This window comes from Nitrosomonas eutropha (genome assembly GCF_003201195.1).
GTDB lineage: Bacteria > Pseudomonadota > Gammaproteobacteria > Burkholderiales > Nitrosomonadaceae > Nitrosomonas > Nitrosomonas eutropha.
Genome location: NZ_QICQ01000003.1, coordinates 86,607 through 102,532, shown reverse-complemented (window position 1 = coordinate 102,532; position 15,926 = coordinate 86,607). Strand labels below are relative to the sequence as shown.

Genomic DNA, 15,926 nt, shown 5'->3' with positions numbered 1-15,926 from the left:
GGTAAACCACATAAAGGTTTTTTGTTAGAATACCAGCTTGTGACGAACTATTTCTATGAGGTATTTGATGGTAGTTGAAAGGACTTTATCCATAATTAAGCCTGATGCAGTGGCAAAAAATGTTATTGGGCAGATCTATGCAAGATTTGAGGCGGCTGGCTTGAAGGTTGTTGCTGCTCGCATGGCGCATTTATCAAGAGTTGAAGCGGAAAATTTTTACGCGATCCATAGGGAAAGACCTTTCTTTAAAGATCTGGTTGAATTCATGATTTCCGGGCCGGTGATGATCCAGGTGCTGGAGGGGGAAAATGCAATTGCCAAAAATCGTGAGTTGATGGGTGCCACAGATCCGAAAAAAGCAGAAAAAGGTACGATTCGCGCTGATTTTGCAGAAAATATTGATGCCAATGCTGTGCATGGTTCAGATGCGCCGGAAACTGCCGCTGTGGAAATAGCCTGTTTCTTCCCATCTTTAGAAGTGTATTCACGCTGAAAACCTGTAGATTTGCCGATCTAAAAGGCCGGATACAATGATTAACCTGCTTGATTTCAATAAAACAGGGCTTATCCATTTTTGCGAAGAAATGGGTGAGAAGCCTTATCGTGCGAGGCAATTGTTGCGATGGGTACACCGGTTCGGCAAGACGGAATTCATAGAGATGAGTGACCTGGCAAAAACGTTTCGTCAAAAATTGATGGAGCGTGCTGTTGTTCATCCACCTGAAATTATTAGCGACCATACTGCGGGAGATGGTACTCGTAAATGGTTGTTATCGACGGGTACGGGGAACGCAGTGGAGATGGTTTTCATTCCCGAGCCTAATCGGGGCACACTTTGTGTTTCCAGTCAGGTTGGCTGTGCACTGGCATGCAGTTTTTGTTCTACCGGCCGGCAGGGTTTTAATCGTAACTTGAGCGTGGCAGAAATTATTGGCCAATTATGGTGGGCTAACCGACTACTCGAAGGCCAGGTTGGTGAGTTATTTTCTCCGGATGTCGCGCAGATTCGGGCAGATAATACAGACACAAGACGACCAGTTACGAATGTTGTCATGATGGGAATGGGGGAGCCGCTGGCCAATTTCGAAAACGTGGTGACCGCACTTGATCTGATGCTGAGTGATGATGCCTATGGTTTATCACGTCGTCGGGTAACGGTGAGTACATCCGGCCTGGTTCCTGCGTTGGATCGTTTGCGTGAGCGTTGTCCGGTGGCGCTCGCAGTTTCGTTACATGCACCGAATGATGCCTTGCGTGACCAGTTAGTACCAATCAATAAAAAGTATCCAATCAGGGATTTGCTGGCAGCCTGTGAGCGCTACCTGCCGGCCGCGCCAAGAGATTTTATTACGTTCGAGTATGTTATGCTGAGAGATGTGAATGACAGCATAGCGCTGGCGCGCGAGCTGGTGCAGGTAGTCAGAAATATCCCGTGTAAACTCAACCTGATTCCATTCAATACGTTTGCAGGTTCTGGTTATGAGCGATCAAATACTGATGCTATTGATAATTTCCGGGATGTATTGATGCAAGCAGGAATCGTCACGACTGTGCGTAAAACGCGCGGGGATGATATTGCAGCTGCTTGTGGCCAACTGGCAGGACAAGTAAAGGATAAGACGCGCAGAACGGGTACATGTGGATCTGGCCGAGCCGTGGTTACCGGGTGAAAAGGTTTATAAATCCAGTGTTGGCGGTGAACAATTGCAAGTAATATGAGCAAGCTGATAAGAGCGGGTGTTGTCGGATTTCTGGTCTGGCTGGCAGGTTGTGAGCATGTGCCGGTTCAGGAAAAACCAACTCCTGAGGAATTGAAGCAGCGTGCATTGCAGAGTGCAAAAATTCATACTGAGCTGGCGGGGCAGTATTATCACCGTGGTCAGTACCGGATAGCGATAGAAGAAGCCGGCATAGCACTGCGAAAAAAATCCGATTATGCGCCAGCTTACAATATGCTTGGGCTGGTTTATATGGATCTGCAAGAGGACAGCCAGGCAGAGTGGAACTTTGAGCGTGGACTTGGAATTACGCCGAATGATCCGGATATACGCAACAATTTTGGCTGGTTTTTATGCCAGAGAAAGCCCGATAGAATGGAACAAGCGATTGATCATTTTATGGCAGCTGTGCGTGATCCCTTATATGAAACTCCCGAGAGAACTTATACCAATGCAGGGTTATGTGTTCTGAAGCAAAATAATTTTGAGCAGGCACAAGCTTTCTTTCAGCAAGCGCTGGTGATCCGTCCCGACTATGCTCTGGCCCAGCTTGGGATGGTGGAGCTGGATTTCAGCCGGGGGGAGGTGAAGAAAGCCTGGTCATCGATTATCCGGTATCTGCAAACGTATTCTCCTACATCAGGTAGTTTATGGTTGGCTGTTCGTATCGCGCGAGCGAACGGGGATATCAATGCAGAAACCAATTATGCTTTTCAATTACAGAAGCGTTTTCCCGATTCCAGTGAAGCCAGGGAATTGCGTGCAGGCAGATTGAATCATGAAAGATAATGAAATAGATAAACAAGATACGCCAGGTATGGACCAGAATTCGGTGGCTGATAATAATATTGGTGCGGCTCAGGAGAATTCTGATCAAGCTGGATCGTTTCAACCTGAACGCACAGAAATAATCTCGTCATTTCAAACCATTCAGGCGGATCCCCCAACTGATACAGAAAAGACAGGTGGTGCAGCAACGCCCAATTTTGGACAAAGATTGCGTGATGAGAGAATCAGGCGCGGCATGAATATTGGTGAAGTGGCGCATCGGTTACGTTTGTCTGAACAACAGATAGAAGCAATCGAAGCGCAAGATTTTTCCAGGCTTCCTGCTGCTGTATTTCTGCGTGGTTATGTGCGTAATTATGCCAACTTGTTGCAGCTCGATGATACGACTCTGCTTGTGGAGGCTGTGCCTCAATCTCGGCCAGCAGACAGTGTTTTTACCAGCAAGAATCCATCGCAGCGTTTCAAAGCAATAGAACCTGTTTACCAGTCTGATCGTGGTGGCCGGAGCGGATGGCTGTTGTATGTTGCGGTAATATTGGCGGCATTTGCAGCTTATGGGTTTTATCATGAAGAAATACCGGAGAAGATGGCACCCTATATGCTGAATGAGGGAGATCAAGTTATCCAGTCCGGTTCCAGCAGCGAGAATGATCAGGTGGCGATAGATTTGGCACTACCCTTGTCTCCAACTGCTTCGGTATCTTCTCCTATGGCACCGCCTGCATCGGCGAGTGTCAATCTGCCACCAGCTGCGGCAGTCTTGCCTGCTTTGCCTGCCCCATCGGCCCCGGTTGCGGATACAGCCAAGGCTCCAGATAATGGTAAAAAATCATTACACTTTGTCTTTTCCAAGGATTCCTGGGTAAAAATCAAGGATAGTAATGGGCAGATCATTCTCGAAAAAATTAATTCGCGAGGAACTGAGCAGACGATAGAAGGAGAGCCGCCCTTGTATCTCGTGATCGGCAATGCAGCCGGGGTCAGTCTTACCTATAACGGACACAAGGTTGATCTTGCACCCTATACCCGCGGCAATGATGATGTCGCACGCTTTTCACTTGAATAACCTGTATAAATTTCTGAGATCCGAGTGTTAACCATGTCTTCTAATAACGTACCTGCCCCGCGCCGAAAGTGTGTGGGTGTCAAAGTGGGTTCGGTGATGATTGGTGGTGGTGCACCGATTGTTGTGCAATCAATGACCAATACCGATACTGCTGATGAGCTGGCGACTGTCCAGCAGGTTGAACAGCTTGCGCGTGCCGGTTCCGAACTTGTCAGAATTACCGTCAATTCCATGGAGGCAGCGCGAACAGTTCCCGCAATCCGCGCGCGGCTGGATGATATGGATTGCCATGTTCCGCTGGTGGGTGATTTCCATTTCAATGGACACAAGTTGCTGACTGCTTATCCGGAATGCGCAAAGGCGCTGGCCAAATACCGTATTAACCCGGGAAACGTGGGTCATGGGAAAAAGCGAGACGAACAGTTCTCCATACTGATTGAAATGGCCTGCAAATATGACAAACCAGTTCGTATCGGGGTGAATTGGGGTAGTCTCGATCCGGAGATGCTGGCGCGGATCATGGATGAAAATGCGCGTTCTCCAGACCCGTTAGGTGCTTCACAGGTCATGCACAAGGCACTTATCACCTCTGCGTTGGAAAGTGCGGCCAGGGCAGAAGAACTGGGCTTGGGTCGGGATCACATCGTGCTGTCATGCAAGGTTAGCGGTGTGCAAGATCTGATTGCGGTTTATGGGGAGTTGGCTGCGCAGTGCGATTATGCACTGCATCTGGGGTTGACTGAAGCCGGCATGGGGTCAAAGGGTATTGTTGCTTCGACAGCAGCACTGGCGGTGCTTTTGTTCAAGGGAATTGGCGATACGATTCGTATCTCCCTGACGCCAGAGCCGGGCGGAGATCGCGCGCGTGAAGTTATCGTCGCTCAGGAAATCCTGCAGACAATGGGGTTGCGCGCGTTTGTTCCGCTGGTGGCATCCTGTCCGGGATGCGGGCGCACAACCAGTACCTATTTCCAAGAACTTGCCGAAAGTATTCAGATCTATGTGCGCGAGCAAATGATCATCTGGCGCGAACAATATGAAGGTGTCGAGAATATGTCGCTGGCAGTTATGGGATGTGTGGTCAACGGACCAGGTGAAAGCAAGCATGCCAATATTGGTATCAGTTTGCCCGGATCAGGTGAAACTCCGGTGGCACCGGTTTTCGTGGATGGTCAAAAGACCGTTACCTTGAAAGGCGACAACATCGCTGGCGAATTCCGTGTAATCGTTGATGAATACGTGCGCACCAAATACCGGAAAAAAGTAGCTAATGCCTGAAGCAATCAGGGCAGTACGCGGGATGAACGACATCCTGCCTGATGAAAGTGATTTGTGGGGGTTTTTCGAAGATACGATCCGCACGTGGCTGGCTGCCTACGGTTATCGTAATTTACGAACCCCTATTGTTGAGCAGACTGATTTGTTCGTCCGTTCAATTGGGGAAGTCACTGATATCGTCGAGAAAGAGATGTACTCGTTCATTGATCAACTCAATGGCGAAAATCTGACATTGCGTCCAGAAGGAACAGCTTCCTGTGTACGTGCAGTGATTGAGCATAATCTGCTGTATTCCGGACCCCAACGCCTGTACTACAGCGGCCCGATGTTTCGGCATGAACGCCCACAGAAGGGGCGTTATCGCCAGTTTCATCAGGTTGGTGTGGAAGCACTCGGATTTGTTGGCCCGGATATCGATGCAGAACTCATCATTATGTGCGCGCGGCTGTGGCGTTTGCTGGGTATTCCGGATGTGCGCCTTGAAATCAGCACGCTTGGCAGCATTGAATCACGTTTGATTTATCGTGCGCGCCTGATCAGCTATTTGGAAAAATTTTACGATGAGCTTGATGAAGATGCACGCCGGCGATTGAAAACCAACCCGTTGCGTATTCTTGACAGTAAAAATCCGGGCATGCGTGAAATATTGGAAGGTGCACCCCATCTGTTCGATGATCTGGATGAAGATTCACTTATTCATTTTGACGCACTGCAGCGGATTTTGCGTAACCAGGGGATCAGTTTTGAAATCAATCACCGTCTGGTCAGAGGGCTGGATTACTATAACCGCACGGTGTTCGAATGGGTGACTGACAAATTAGGGGCTCAGGGAACCATCTGTGCAGGTGGACGATATGACGGACTGATTGCGCAGATTGGTGGCAAACCAGCTCCGGCATGCGGTTTTGCGATGGGAATAGAACGGATACTGTCTCTGATCAGTGAAACTGATGTGGCTGCTGAAATACACACTGTTCCTGATGTTTATGTTGTTCATCAAGGAGATATTGCAGCTGGGTTTTCCTGGAAAGTCGCAGAATCCTTGCGGGATGCAGGCTTCAAGGTTGTGCTACATAGCGGCGGGGGAAGCTTCAAGGCACAGATGAAAAAAGCTGATGCCAGTGGCGCACGGTTTGCCGCCATCATCGGGGACGATGAGGCTGCAACCGGACAGGTCAGTATCAAGTCATTACGTGAGGCAGTGGAGCAAGTCAAAATTGATTTGACGAAAGTCGCCGTGTTTCTGGAAAATATTTAATGAAGATGGAAGGTAAGAAATAATGTCTGCATACAACTTTGAAGAACAGGAAAAAATAGATCGGCTGAAGGCCTGGTGGTCTGCTAATGGCGCAACGTTATTGCTTACTATAGTTGTTTTTGCAGCAGTAGTGGTGGGTACCCGGCTATGGAATCATTACAAGGGCGAGCAGGCTAGACAGGCGGCTGATTTATATACCGTTCTCCAGCAACAGGTCGAAAAGGGAAGTGAGTTTGAAAAGATAACAGATGCAGCGCAGCTGCTCATCCAAGGTTTTCCCGGGAGTGGTTATGCCTCGCGTGCAGCGCTGATTGCTGCCCATTCTGCAGTGCAGGCAGGTAATAACCAGTCTGCCAGAGATATGCTGCAATGGGTGCTTGATCATACCGAAGAACCCGAAGTGAAAGATCTTGCCCGGATACGACTGGCAAATGTGCTAGTGGATGAGGGTAAATATGATCAGGCACTGTCACTGTTGAACGCACAGCATGGTGCTTCTTTTACCGGGCTCTATGCAGATTTGCGGGGAGATGCGCTGGCTGCTTCCGGGAAAATAGATGAAGCACGTGCAGCCTATCAGAAGGCACTGGACAGCCTGGATACGCAGGGTGCCTACCGGAATGTGGTACAGATGAAACTGGATGCATTGAGAGAACATTAATAGTGGCTGGAAATATTCTGTTATTAATCCTTGATTATGTTTTTCATGCAGGCAGCCGGACACTGCGTGTCTGTATCCTTTCTTTACTGATCTTGCTAAGCGGTTGCGCAAATTTGAGTGACCTGGGAGGGGGACATTTAACTGATCTTTTCAGTAGTGAAGAAGATGAGGTTGAAATCGATGAAGCCGAGATTGTTGCGCTACAGACATTGGCCCCGATCAACCCGCTCTGGCAGGTCAAGCTGGCAGAAAGTAAAACTGCAGTTTTTTTGCCGGTCTACGATAACGGAGCCCTTTACGTTGCTGATGAAGATGGGCGTTTGGTCAAACTCGACCCGGTGACAGGTCGCGAGATCTGGCGTGTAGAGACTAAATCCCAGCTTTCTGGAGGAGTCGGTGCTGGCGGAGGAATGATTCTGCTCGGAACCTACAAGGGTGAAGTGCTGGCATTTGATGAGGCGGGTAACGCCTTGTGGCAATCCCGGGTTCCTGGTGAAGTCTTGAGCCCGCCAAAGACAGACAGTGGCATTGTAGTCGTGCGTACCGGTGATAGTAAATTATTTGGTCTGAATGCAACGGATGGAAAACGTATCTGGAGCTATCAAAGTGTCACACCGCCGCTGACAGTCAGAAGTTTTGTCGGAGTATCAATTACCCGGGGTGCTGTCTTTGCCGGATTTCCCGGCGGGAAATTAATTGCGCTGGATTTGCTTACCGGTAATGTAGGCTGGGAAGAAACTGTTTCACAACCGCATGGTGTTACCGAGCTGGAACGTATGACTGATATCAGCAGTCTGCCGATTGTCGATGAAAACCAGGTGTGCGCAGTGGCTTATCGCGGACGTGCTGCCTGCTTCGAAATTTCCAGTGGTAATCAGATTTGGGCGAGAGATGCGTCAAGCAGCATGGGGATGGTGATTGATAACCATCACGTATACATCAGCGAAGAACATGGAATCGTCGCTGCTTACGACAAAAGTAGTGGTACGGCCGTCTGGAAGCGTGGAAAGCTGGGCAGCCGGAAGCTCTCTGGCTTGATGATCGTCAGAGGTAACCGGCTGGTGGTCGGGGATGATCAAGGGTTTGTTACTCTGATCAACCGTCAGGATGGCTCCCTGCTTGCCCGTTCACCCACGGATGGAGGCATAATTTTGTCGCGTGCTGAATATCTACCGGATGGCTTTGTAGTACAAACACTCAAAGGCGGTGTTTTCGCTTTTTCCTTGCAATAACCGGATTTTTCTATGCTTTCCGGGTAAAGCATTTTTCATATCTCCTTTATCATGAAACCCACTCTCGTACTGGTTGGGCGTCCGAATGTCGGAAAATCGACATTATTCAACCGTCTGACTCGCAGTCGTGATGCGATTGTGGCAGATATTCCCGGATTGACACGTGACCGTCACTATGGCCACGGCAGGCTGGGTCTAAAACCCTATCTCGTGGTGGATACCGGCGGTTTTGAGCCTGTAGTCAAATCTGGCATCCTGCATGCCATGGCCAGACAAACCCTGCAGGCTGTAGATGAGGCCGATGTTGTGCTGTTTATCGTCGATGGCCGTCAAGGACTGGCTTCACAAGACAAAATCATTGCAGATCAGCTGCGTAAAACTGGCCGAAAAATAATACTCGTCGTCAATAAAGCCGAAGGGATGCCTTATTCAACAGCAGCAGTTGAATTCCATGAATTGGGACTGGGCACACCTTGTGTTGTTTCAGCTTTGCATGGAGAACATCTCGGTGAGCTGATTGATTTTGCACTGGAAGATTATCCGTATGCAGAAGATATCGAAGCCGAGCCTGGTCAGGAAAAGCACCCCGTCATTGCCATTGCTGGCCGCCCGAATGTTGGCAAATCCACACTGATCAATACACTTCTGGGTGAAGAGCGGATGATTGCCTTTGATCAACCAGGTACTACCAGGGACAGTATTTATATTGATTTTGAATATGGCCAACGTCGCTATACATTGATCGATACGGCAGGTTTGCGCCGATCAGGCAAGGTTTGGGAAACCGTGGAAAAATTCTCGGTGGTCAAGACCTTGCAATCGATCGAAGCTGCCAACGTGGTTGTCCTGGTGCTGGATGCGCAAAGCGGTATCTCTGAACAGGATGCACATATTGCCGGATTCATACTGGAAACTGGTCGTGCACTGGTTATTGCAATCAACAAATGGGATGGCATGGATGACTACCAGCGTGATACCACCAAACGAGAGTTTGAACGCAAGCTTGCCTTTCTGAATTTTGCTAACCTGCATTATATTTCCGCTCTGTACGGCAATGGAGTGAAAGCATTGATGCCTTCGGTTGATGCTGCCTACACTGCAGCCATGGCGCATATCCCGACACCTAAGCTGACGCGCGTCATGTTGGCGGCTGTTGCCAAGCAACAGCCGCCACGCGGTGGAGTATCACGGCCAAAACTGCGCTATGCGCACCAGGGAGGGGAAAACCCCCCACTGATTATTGTGCATGGCTCGATGCTTGATCATGTTCCCCAAACCTATCGCCGCTATCTCGAAAATACCTTCAGAGACGTGTTCGAGTTAAAGGGCACTCCGCTGCGAGTGGAGTTCAGGACAGGCCATAATCCTTATGCTGGCAAAAAAGCGCCACCTTTGACCGAGGAAGAAGCGCGACGCGCACATAGTCGTCGTCGTCGCAATCGCAAGAAATATGGTTGATTCCGAGAACAAGAACTTGCGTTAAACTTATTAAATTGTTCATGGCACCAACTAAGTTGAAGATATATCGTATACAAATATCTGTACAAGTTTTATTGGATAAGTTGTTTTGTACATTGCGTTATGTATTAAGGGTGATTCAGTGCTCAAGCCAGTCGTACAGGAGGAAACTACCGGATGTGGAATTGTGTCAGTTGCCAATTCTTGGGTGGGGAAACCTATTTAGAGATGAAGACTCTATCACCAATGCGATGGGTAGCCAAATCACTGTGGTCGGATACTCAGTATGTACGGCGTATGCTGTCTCGCGCGTGTAGAAACGTCTAGTGGTGAAATTCCGTTTGAGTCCGGACACATTACCTGATTTGGCGTTGCTGTCTATCAAGCATGATCAAGAAGAAGGTAAAAACTTCTGGCACTGGGTTGTGTTCAAGCGCGTGAATGATCAACTTTTTGTGCTGGATTCGGCCAGTTATCTGCCTTCCAATATCCGCCAGGACTTCGATGCGATGCAACCCAAATGGTTTATCGAGGTCAAGAAATGCATAACGCTTCAATCCAGCCGGTACCCGCAAGCGGCTGGCATAATGTCATCCAACTACGCGAGGCGAGCTGTGCCGATTATATCTTGAGTGTTAGCACCTGAAACGATAGGGCATTAGTCAATGAAGCAACGTGTCTTTCTCTCCTGGAGTACCGGTAAGGACAGCGCCTGGTCGTTGCATGTACTGCGGCAAGATCCGGAGGTAGAGGTTATCGGCCTCCTGACGACTGTTAATACTACATACGAGCGGGTTGCAATGCACTCAACTCGGCTCGCGCTCGCCGAGGCGCAAGCTCGTGCGGTTGGACTTCCGCTGCATATCATTCCGTTGCCGTGGCCGTGTTCCAATGAAGTGTATGAGTGCAAGATGCACGACGCTGTCAAAAGTGCTGTTGAGAGCGGCGCAACGCATATCGCCTTTGGTGATCTGTTTCTGGCAGATATTCGTGCGTACCGCGTCAAGCAGCTCGAAGGCTCTGGTCTTCAACCATTGTTTCCTATCTGGCATCAACCCACTGATTCTCTGGCACATCGTATGATTGATGCCGAGGTCGTCGCTGTGGTGACGTGCGTTGATCCGAAGCAACTTTCACCATCATTCGTTGGCCGGATATTCAATCATACCTTTCTGAACGATTTGCCGGAGAGTGTTGATCCATGTGGCGAAAACGGAGAGTTTCACACGTGCGTCCTTGCAGGGCCGATGTTCCAGGAGTCACTCTGTGCAAGCGTCGGCGAAGTAGTAGAACGTGATGGATTCTATTTTGCCGATCTTATACCGGATGGTGCAATCGGTTATGCTCCGGCAGCTAACAACGTAATCCAGCCGATGCCCGCCCGTTACACGGGTTTACGCCGATGATTTCGGGCGTTGGATAACAATTTGTCACATGAAAAAACTTTATACAGCCAATAATTTATTGGAGGCGCACATTATCCAAGATTTTCTGGCTAATGCTTATATTCCGTCCAGGTTGTTCAATGAGTATGCGCAGGGAGGGGTAGGAGAAATTCCGTTTACCCATGCTTATCCGGAAGTTTGGGTAGTACGTGATCTTGACTATGATCGCGGGCGAGCGATTGTTGCGGCCTATGAACAGGCCCCACAAATAACTGATAGTGTTTTCTGCTCGCAGTGTGGTGAGGAAAATCCGAGTAATTTTCAACTATGTTGGCAATGTGGTGCCGGGCTGGAGGTTGTCAAGGAAGGGCTCTCACCTCCTGACGCCTGAAAATCACTTTGATGGATACCAGCTACACACCGATTGTGATCAAGCCATTGTTTTGCATCCATTATCCATGGGAATCGTGAGTAATGGATTTGTCTGTAAATAAATATTATAAGTCTTTCAATTCTTTATCAAGCGTTAGGGCATGCCGGTGGATCCATTCCAACAGCATTATTGTAGGTTCCTCTTTATCCCGGCTTTGGGTATCAGTATTGTTTTCAGCTCCTCGTGCAGCGAGATAATTCTTACGCAGGTTTGGGATGGATAGCTATCAGTTATCATTAGTATTTTTCTGGTTATCAGTGAGGGTTGTCTGATTCCCAGTTTCAACCTGTACAACTTCAGGAATGGGGCGTCTGGTTCGATGTGTGATTTTTCCAATTAATACGAAAAAGAGTGGCACGAAAAATATAGCGAGGAAAGTGGCTGCCAACATGCCTCCTAGTACAGTTGTACCAATAGCGATACGACTGGCGGCCCCTGCGCCGGATGAGATCACAAGTGGGGATACCCCCATGATAAAGGCCATGGAGGTCATGATGATCGGGCGGAAGCGAACCCGGGCTGCTTCCAGAGCGGCTTCGGTCAGTGATGCACCATTGGCATACAGATCATTGGCGAACTCTACAATAAGGATGGCGTTTTTGGCAGATAATCCGATCAGGGTAATTAACCCGACCTGAAAATAAATATCATCAGTCAGTCCGCGCGTCCAGATGGCTAGCAATGCTCCTAATATACCGAAAGGCACTGCCAGAATCACAGCAAACGGAATAGACCAGCTTTCATACAGGGCTGCCAACACCAGAAATACCATAAGCAGGGCAAAGGAAAGTATCCATATTTTTTGTCCACTGGCTGCCTTCTTTTCCTGATAAGTAATTCCGCTCCAGTCGATGGTATAGCCCTTGGGCACCAGTACTTCATTGGCCACTTCTTGCAGTGCATCCAGAGCCTGTCCGGAACTATAGCCTGGCGCTGCACTGCCTAGCACGAGTGCGGAGTTGAATCCGTTGAAATGGGTAACTGGATCCGGACCACTGTTGAACTCGGCGGTCACTATAGAATCAAGTGGAATCATTGTGCTAGTTGTTCCCGATTGAGCGCGGACGTAAATATTGCTGATATCGTTCGGGCTGGATCGATACTCAGGCGGTGCTTCGGTTTGTACCCGGTAGACGCGGCCAAACTTGATAAAGTCATTCACATACAAGTTGCCAAAATATGCTTGCATCGTATCGAAGACATCAGATATGGGTACGCCTAAAGCTTTGGCGCGCTCGCGATCTACATGGGCATATAGCCTGGGAGCGCTGACACGAAAATTGGTGCCGGCCATTCCTATAGCCGGGTGTTCCATGGCTTTGTTTACGAATACCTGTGTTGTTTCGGCAAACTCTGAAAAATCTCCTCCACTTGGATCCTGCAATTGGATTGAGAAGCCGCCGGTAGCACCTAGTCCACGGATTGAAGGTGCGTTAAAGGCAAGCACTAATGCTTCAGGAATTTTTGCAAATTCACCAAAGGCGTTGGCAATCAGGCTTTGAACTTGCTCATCGGAATTTTTTCGAGTGTCCCAGTGATGCAACGGCACGAACATCGTAGCGTGATTCGGACCACGGCTGCTGAAGACAAAGTTCATACCAGCCATTGCATCAGTTGAATGAACAGCTGGATTTGACAGAAAATAATTCTCTATTTTTTCCAGAACCTTCTTGGTACGGGAAATGGAAGCGCCATCTGGCAGCTGTACTATCGTAATAAAATAGCCCTGATCTTCTTCTGGAAGGAAGCCTCCCGGCACTGTTTTGAATAAACTGACAGCAAAAAATATTGCTATTAAAAAAACGAAGATTGATAGTACCGACTTTTTTATGATTGTGCCGGCCATGCTGACGTAACGAGTCTGCGCCCAATCAAACGTTCGGTTGAAAATTTTCCAGAATCTATTAGGAGAATCATGGCCGGGTTTGAGTACCAGGGCGCATAAGGCAGGGCTCAGTGTCAGTGCGACGAATCCGGAAATCATGACTGACAATGCAATGGTGATGGCAAATTGTTTGTACAGTTCGCCGGTGATACCTCCCAGAAATGCGACGGGCAAGAATACCGAAGCAAGCACCAAAACAATAGCAATCAGTGCTCCGAATAACTCCTGCATGGCTTTTATTGCAGCATTCTTGGGCGTGAGACCATTGGTTATATGGCGCTCGACGTTTTCTACCACAACAATCGCATCATCCACCACGATACCGATGGAAAGCACCATGCCAAACAGGGTGAGCGTATTGACCGAGAATCCCAACGCCTCCATTCCGATAAATGTACCAATAAGGGAAATAGGTGCAGCAATAGCCGGTATCAGCGTGGCACGCCAGCTTTGTAAAAAGATGAAAACAACCAGTACAACCAGCAGCAAGGCTTCTGCCAGGGTTTTTACAACTTCATAGATAGAAACTTCAATGAATGTAGTGGTGTCGTAAGGAACATCATAGGATGCACCGGGAGGAAAGTCTTTAGCAAGTCGATCCATTTCATTACGGATACGCTGTGCTGTTTCAAGTGCGTTGGCACCAGGCGAGAGATAAGTCAGCAGGAAAGTATTTGGCCGCCCGTTCTGTCGGGCTTGCAGATCATAGGATTGTGCTCCCAACTCTACTTGTGCGACGTCTTTCAATCGCACCATAGAGCCATCCGGGTAAGCCCGGATGATCATATCTTCAAATTCTTTTACCTCGCTCATCCGTCCTTTGGTCATAACGGGAATAGTGAGCTCGGTTTCATTGATTACAGGTTCACGGCCGATCCGACCTGCAGGAAAATCACGATTCTGTTCACGAACGGCAGCGACGATATCACTCGGCGTGAAATTAAGTTGTGCCATCCGGATAGGATCGAGAATCAGCCGCATGGAGTAATTTTGACCACCGAAGATTGAAGCATCTCCAACACCGGGAAGTCGTTTGATATTATCGAGTACCCTGAGCAGAGCATAATTCGACAGAAATATGGTGTCGTGAGCGGGGTCAGTAGAGCTCAGTGCAACTACCAGCAATAGATCAGGTGAGGTTTTCTTGACCGTTATACCTTGCCGGATAACTTCATCAGGCAGTTGCGGTTCGGCCAGTTTTTGCCGATTTTGAGTTTGTACTTGTGCAATATCGACATCCGTTCCGATTTCGAACGTGAGCCTCATTGTCATGTGGCCATCATTTGTGCTGGTGGATTCGTAATACAGAAGATTATCGATACCAGGAAGCTGCACTTCTATCGGGCGCGCAACGGCTTCCGCCACTACATCCGCACTGGCACCGGGATAATCCGCATCAATTTGTACGACAGGTGGCGTAATTTCAGGAAATTGGGCGATCGGGAGATCTCTTAAGGAAACCAGGCCGACAATAACAATGATGATGGATAGTACCGATGCAAAAATCGGTCGTTCAATAAAAAAACGAGAATTCATGGCACGCCTTACGCGGTTTATTCTGGATGGTTGCTTGAGGAAGTCTGGCTTTCTTCTCTCTGGTAGGGAACAGGGTTTACTTGGATTCCCGGATGGATTCTGTGAATCCCTTCTACAACCACTTGTTCTCCCGTGCGCAGGCCGCTTTCAATCAGCCATTCACTGCCGCGCCATGCGCTGGCCAGTACCGGGCGGAGTTCAACCTTTCCTTCATTGATGATATAAACGAACGAGCCGCTTGGTCGTTGTTGCACGGCACGCTGAGGAATCAGAATGGCATCTGCTCTGCTGTAACCTTTAATACGAACTTTAACAAACTGGCCTGGATAGAAATGAGCTTCTCCGGGAGCATTCTTACTAGCAGGGTTGGGAAACGCGAAGCGTCCTAGCAGCATGCCAGTTTCGGGTCGTATTACAATATCTTGAAAATCCAGTAGCCCTTCTTCCGGATAAATACTGCCATCAGAGAAAGTCATTACACCGCGCAACTGGAAAATACTTTCAGGTCTTTCAAGTTTGTGCTCGGAAAGTTCGCGGCGAAGGCGCAGCAAATAACTTTCCGGAACATTTACGTTGACATACATGGGGTCTAGCTGATCAATGGTGGTCAGTAGATCGGTTTGGGCTTCGATCAGACGCCCCTCGTAAAATTGACTGCGGTTGATCCGGCCTTCTACCGGAGCGGTGATGAGCGTGTTATCCAGGTCAAATTTGGCCTTGATTACGTCGTTCTGTGCCGTATCCAGAGTTGCTTTTGCACTACGTACTTCTGCGATAGCATCGTCAACATCTTTTTGGCTGACTGCTTTTTGTTTCAGCAGGGGTTGCACCCGGGCAAGATCCTTGTTGGCTTGCTCCAATCGGGCACGTGCCTGGGCAACCATTGCTTTGCTACCCAGATAGGCTGCTTTGAAGGGTGTTGGATCAATCAAGTACAGCTTGTCACCTTTTCTGATATTTCGGCCTTCGATAAAGAATATCTTTTTGATAATGCCATTTACCTGTGAACGAATTTCAACCGGCCGGAAAGATTCGGTTTGGCCAATGAATTCAGGTTCTTCCGCAATTGTACGAGTGGTGACAGTGATGACTTCAATCTGCGGAGCAGGAGGAGGAGAATCAGTAGATGATTTTGAGCAACCGGCCAGAAGAGCAAGGAGCAACAAGAAACTTGTTATAACCGCATTGGCTTGCGTGGTTGTTTGACGAAGCGTTTGATACATAATG

Annotated in this window: 14 protein-coding genes; 12 read left to right on the top strand and 2 right to left on the bottom strand. The window is 48.6% G+C overall.

Annotated elements, in window-relative coordinates:
• The first annotated feature begins 67 nt into the window (after positions 1 to 67).
• The 12 genes from ndk to C8R14_RS02120 all read left to right on the top strand — a co-directional run bounded on the left by ndk (position 68) and on the right by C8R14_RS02120 (position 11,236).
• The gene (gene ndk, locus C8R14_RS02175) at positions 68 to 493 is read left to right on the top strand and encodes a nucleoside-diphosphate kinase (protein ID WP_011635191.1); all 426 of its coding nucleotides are present in this window, start codon (positions 68 to 70) and stop codon (positions 491 to 493) included.
• A gap of 37 nt (positions 494 to 530) precedes the next feature.
• Positions 531 to 1,670: a dual-specificity RNA methyltransferase RlmN gene (gene rlmN, locus C8R14_RS02170; RefSeq protein WP_011635190.1), complete on the top strand. Its 1,140-nt coding sequence runs from the start codon at positions 531 to 533 to the stop codon at positions 1,668 to 1,670.
• 45 nt (positions 1,671 to 1,715) lie between these two features.
• Positions 1,716 to 2,507 (top strand): type IV pilus biogenesis/stability protein PilW, encoded by a 792-nt coding sequence (gene pilW, locus C8R14_RS02165; RefSeq protein WP_011635189.1) that lies wholly within the window; start codon positions 1,716 to 1,718, stop codon positions 2,505 to 2,507.
• A complete protein-coding gene (locus tag C8R14_RS02160) occupies positions 2,497 to 3,573 on the top strand; it encodes a helix-turn-helix domain-containing protein (RefSeq protein WP_011635188.1) in 1,077 nt (358 codons plus the stop codon). The genes pilW and C8R14_RS02160 overlap by 11 nt, the downstream gene beginning before the upstream one ends.
• A gap of 33 nt (positions 3,574 to 3,606) precedes the next feature.
• Positions 3,607 to 4,851, top strand: a complete 1,245-nt coding sequence (gene ispG, locus C8R14_RS02155; protein ID WP_011635187.1) for a flavodoxin-dependent (E)-4-hydroxy-3-methylbut-2-enyl-diphosphate synthase — start codon at positions 3,607 to 3,609, stop codon at positions 4,849 to 4,851.
• On the top strand, positions 4,844 to 6,109 hold the full coding sequence (gene hisS / locus C8R14_RS02150) for a histidine--tRNA ligase (protein WP_011635186.1): 1,266 nt from the start codon (positions 4,844 to 4,846) through the stop codon (positions 6,107 to 6,109). Before ispG ends, hisS begins: the two co-directional genes overlap by 8 nt.
• A 22-nt stretch (positions 6,110 to 6,131) precedes the next feature.
• A complete protein-coding gene (locus C8R14_RS02145) occupies positions 6,132 to 6,770 on the top strand; it encodes a YfgM family protein (RefSeq protein WP_011635185.1) in 639 nt (212 codons plus the stop codon).
• A gap of 2 nt (positions 6,771 to 6,772) precedes the next feature.
• Positions 6,773 to 8,002, top strand: a complete 1,230-nt coding sequence (gene bamB / locus C8R14_RS02140) for an outer membrane protein assembly factor BamB (RefSeq protein ID WP_011635184.1) — start codon at positions 6,773 to 6,775, stop codon at positions 8,000 to 8,002.
• Positions 8,003 to 8,053: 51 nt separating this feature from the next.
• Positions 8,054 to 9,460, top strand: a complete 1,407-nt coding sequence (gene der, locus C8R14_RS02135; RefSeq protein WP_011635183.1) for a ribosome biogenesis GTPase Der — start codon at positions 8,054 to 8,056, stop codon at positions 9,458 to 9,460.
• Between the two features lie 329 nt (positions 9,461 to 9,789).
• A complete protein-coding gene (locus C8R14_RS13685; RefSeq protein WP_207204472.1) occupies positions 9,790 to 10,092 on the top strand; it encodes a hypothetical protein in 303 nt (100 codons plus the stop codon).
• Positions 10,093 to 10,125: 33 nt separating this feature from the next.
• Positions 10,126 to 10,866 (top strand): Dph6-related ATP pyrophosphatase, encoded by a 741-nt coding sequence (locus C8R14_RS02125; protein WP_011635181.1) that lies wholly within the window; start codon positions 10,126 to 10,128, stop codon positions 10,864 to 10,866.
• A 28-nt stretch (positions 10,867 to 10,894) separates the two neighbouring features.
• Positions 10,895 to 11,236, top strand: coding sequence for a putative signal transducing protein (locus tag C8R14_RS02120; protein WP_011635180.1), 342 nt, complete (start codon positions 10,895 to 10,897; stop codon positions 11,234 to 11,236).
• A gap of 268 nt (positions 11,237 to 11,504) precedes the next feature.
• Here the strand turns inward: C8R14_RS02120 and C8R14_RS02115 are convergent, their stop codons facing one another.
• Both C8R14_RS02115 and C8R14_RS02110 read right to left on the bottom strand, forming a co-directional pair.
• Entirely contained in the window at positions 11,505 to 14,699 is a 3,195-nt protein-coding gene (locus tag C8R14_RS02115) for a multidrug efflux RND transporter permease subunit (RefSeq protein ID WP_011635179.1), read from the bottom strand.
• A gap of 17 nt (positions 14,700 to 14,716) precedes the next feature.
• Positions 14,717 to 15,922: an efflux RND transporter periplasmic adaptor subunit gene (locus C8R14_RS02110; RefSeq protein WP_011635178.1), complete on the bottom strand. Its 1,206-nt coding sequence runs from the start codon at positions 15,920 to 15,922 to the stop codon at positions 14,717 to 14,719.
• Between the last annotated feature and the right edge of the window lie 4 nt (positions 15,923 to 15,926).

Bases quoted from the DNA above. Each gene is read 5' to 3' on its own strand.
- ndk (WP_011635191.1), top strand. From the start codon at position 68: ATGGTAGTTGAAAGGACTTTATCCATAATTAAGCCTGATGCAGTGGCA.
- rlmN (WP_011635190.1), top strand. From the start codon at position 531: ATGATTAACCTGCTTGATTTCAATAAAACAGGGCTTATCCATTTTTGC.
- pilW (WP_011635189.1), top strand. From the start codon at position 1,716: ATGAGCAAGCTGATAAGAGCGGGTGTTGTCGGATTTCTGGTCTGGCTG.
- C8R14_RS02160 (WP_011635188.1), top strand. From the start codon at position 2,497: ATGAAAGATAATGAAATAGATAAACAAGATACGCCAGGTATGGACCAG.
- ispG (WP_011635187.1), top strand. From the start codon at position 3,607: ATGTCTTCTAATAACGTACCTGCCCCGCGCCGAAAGTGTGTGGGTGTC.
- hisS (WP_011635186.1), top strand. From the start codon at position 4,844: ATGCCTGAAGCAATCAGGGCAGTACGCGGGATGAACGACATCCTGCCT.
- C8R14_RS02145 (WP_011635185.1), top strand. From the start codon at position 6,132: ATGTCTGCATACAACTTTGAAGAACAGGAAAAAATAGATCGGCTGAAG.
- der (WP_011635183.1), top strand. From the start codon at position 8,054: ATGAAACCCACTCTCGTACTGGTTGGGCGTCCGAATGTCGGAAAATCG.
- C8R14_RS02125 (WP_011635181.1), top strand. From the start codon at position 10,126: ATGAAGCAACGTGTCTTTCTCTCCTGGAGTACCGGTAAGGACAGCGCC.
- C8R14_RS02120 (WP_011635180.1), top strand. From the start codon at position 10,895: ATGAAAAAACTTTATACAGCCAATAATTTATTGGAGGCGCACATTATC.
- C8R14_RS02115 (WP_011635179.1), bottom strand. From the start codon at position 14,699: ATGAATTCTCGTTTTTTTATTGAACGACCGATTTTTGCATCGGTACTA.
- C8R14_RS02110 (WP_011635178.1), bottom strand. From the start codon at position 15,922: ATGTATCAAACGCTTCGTCAAACAACCACGCAAGCCAATGCGGTTATA.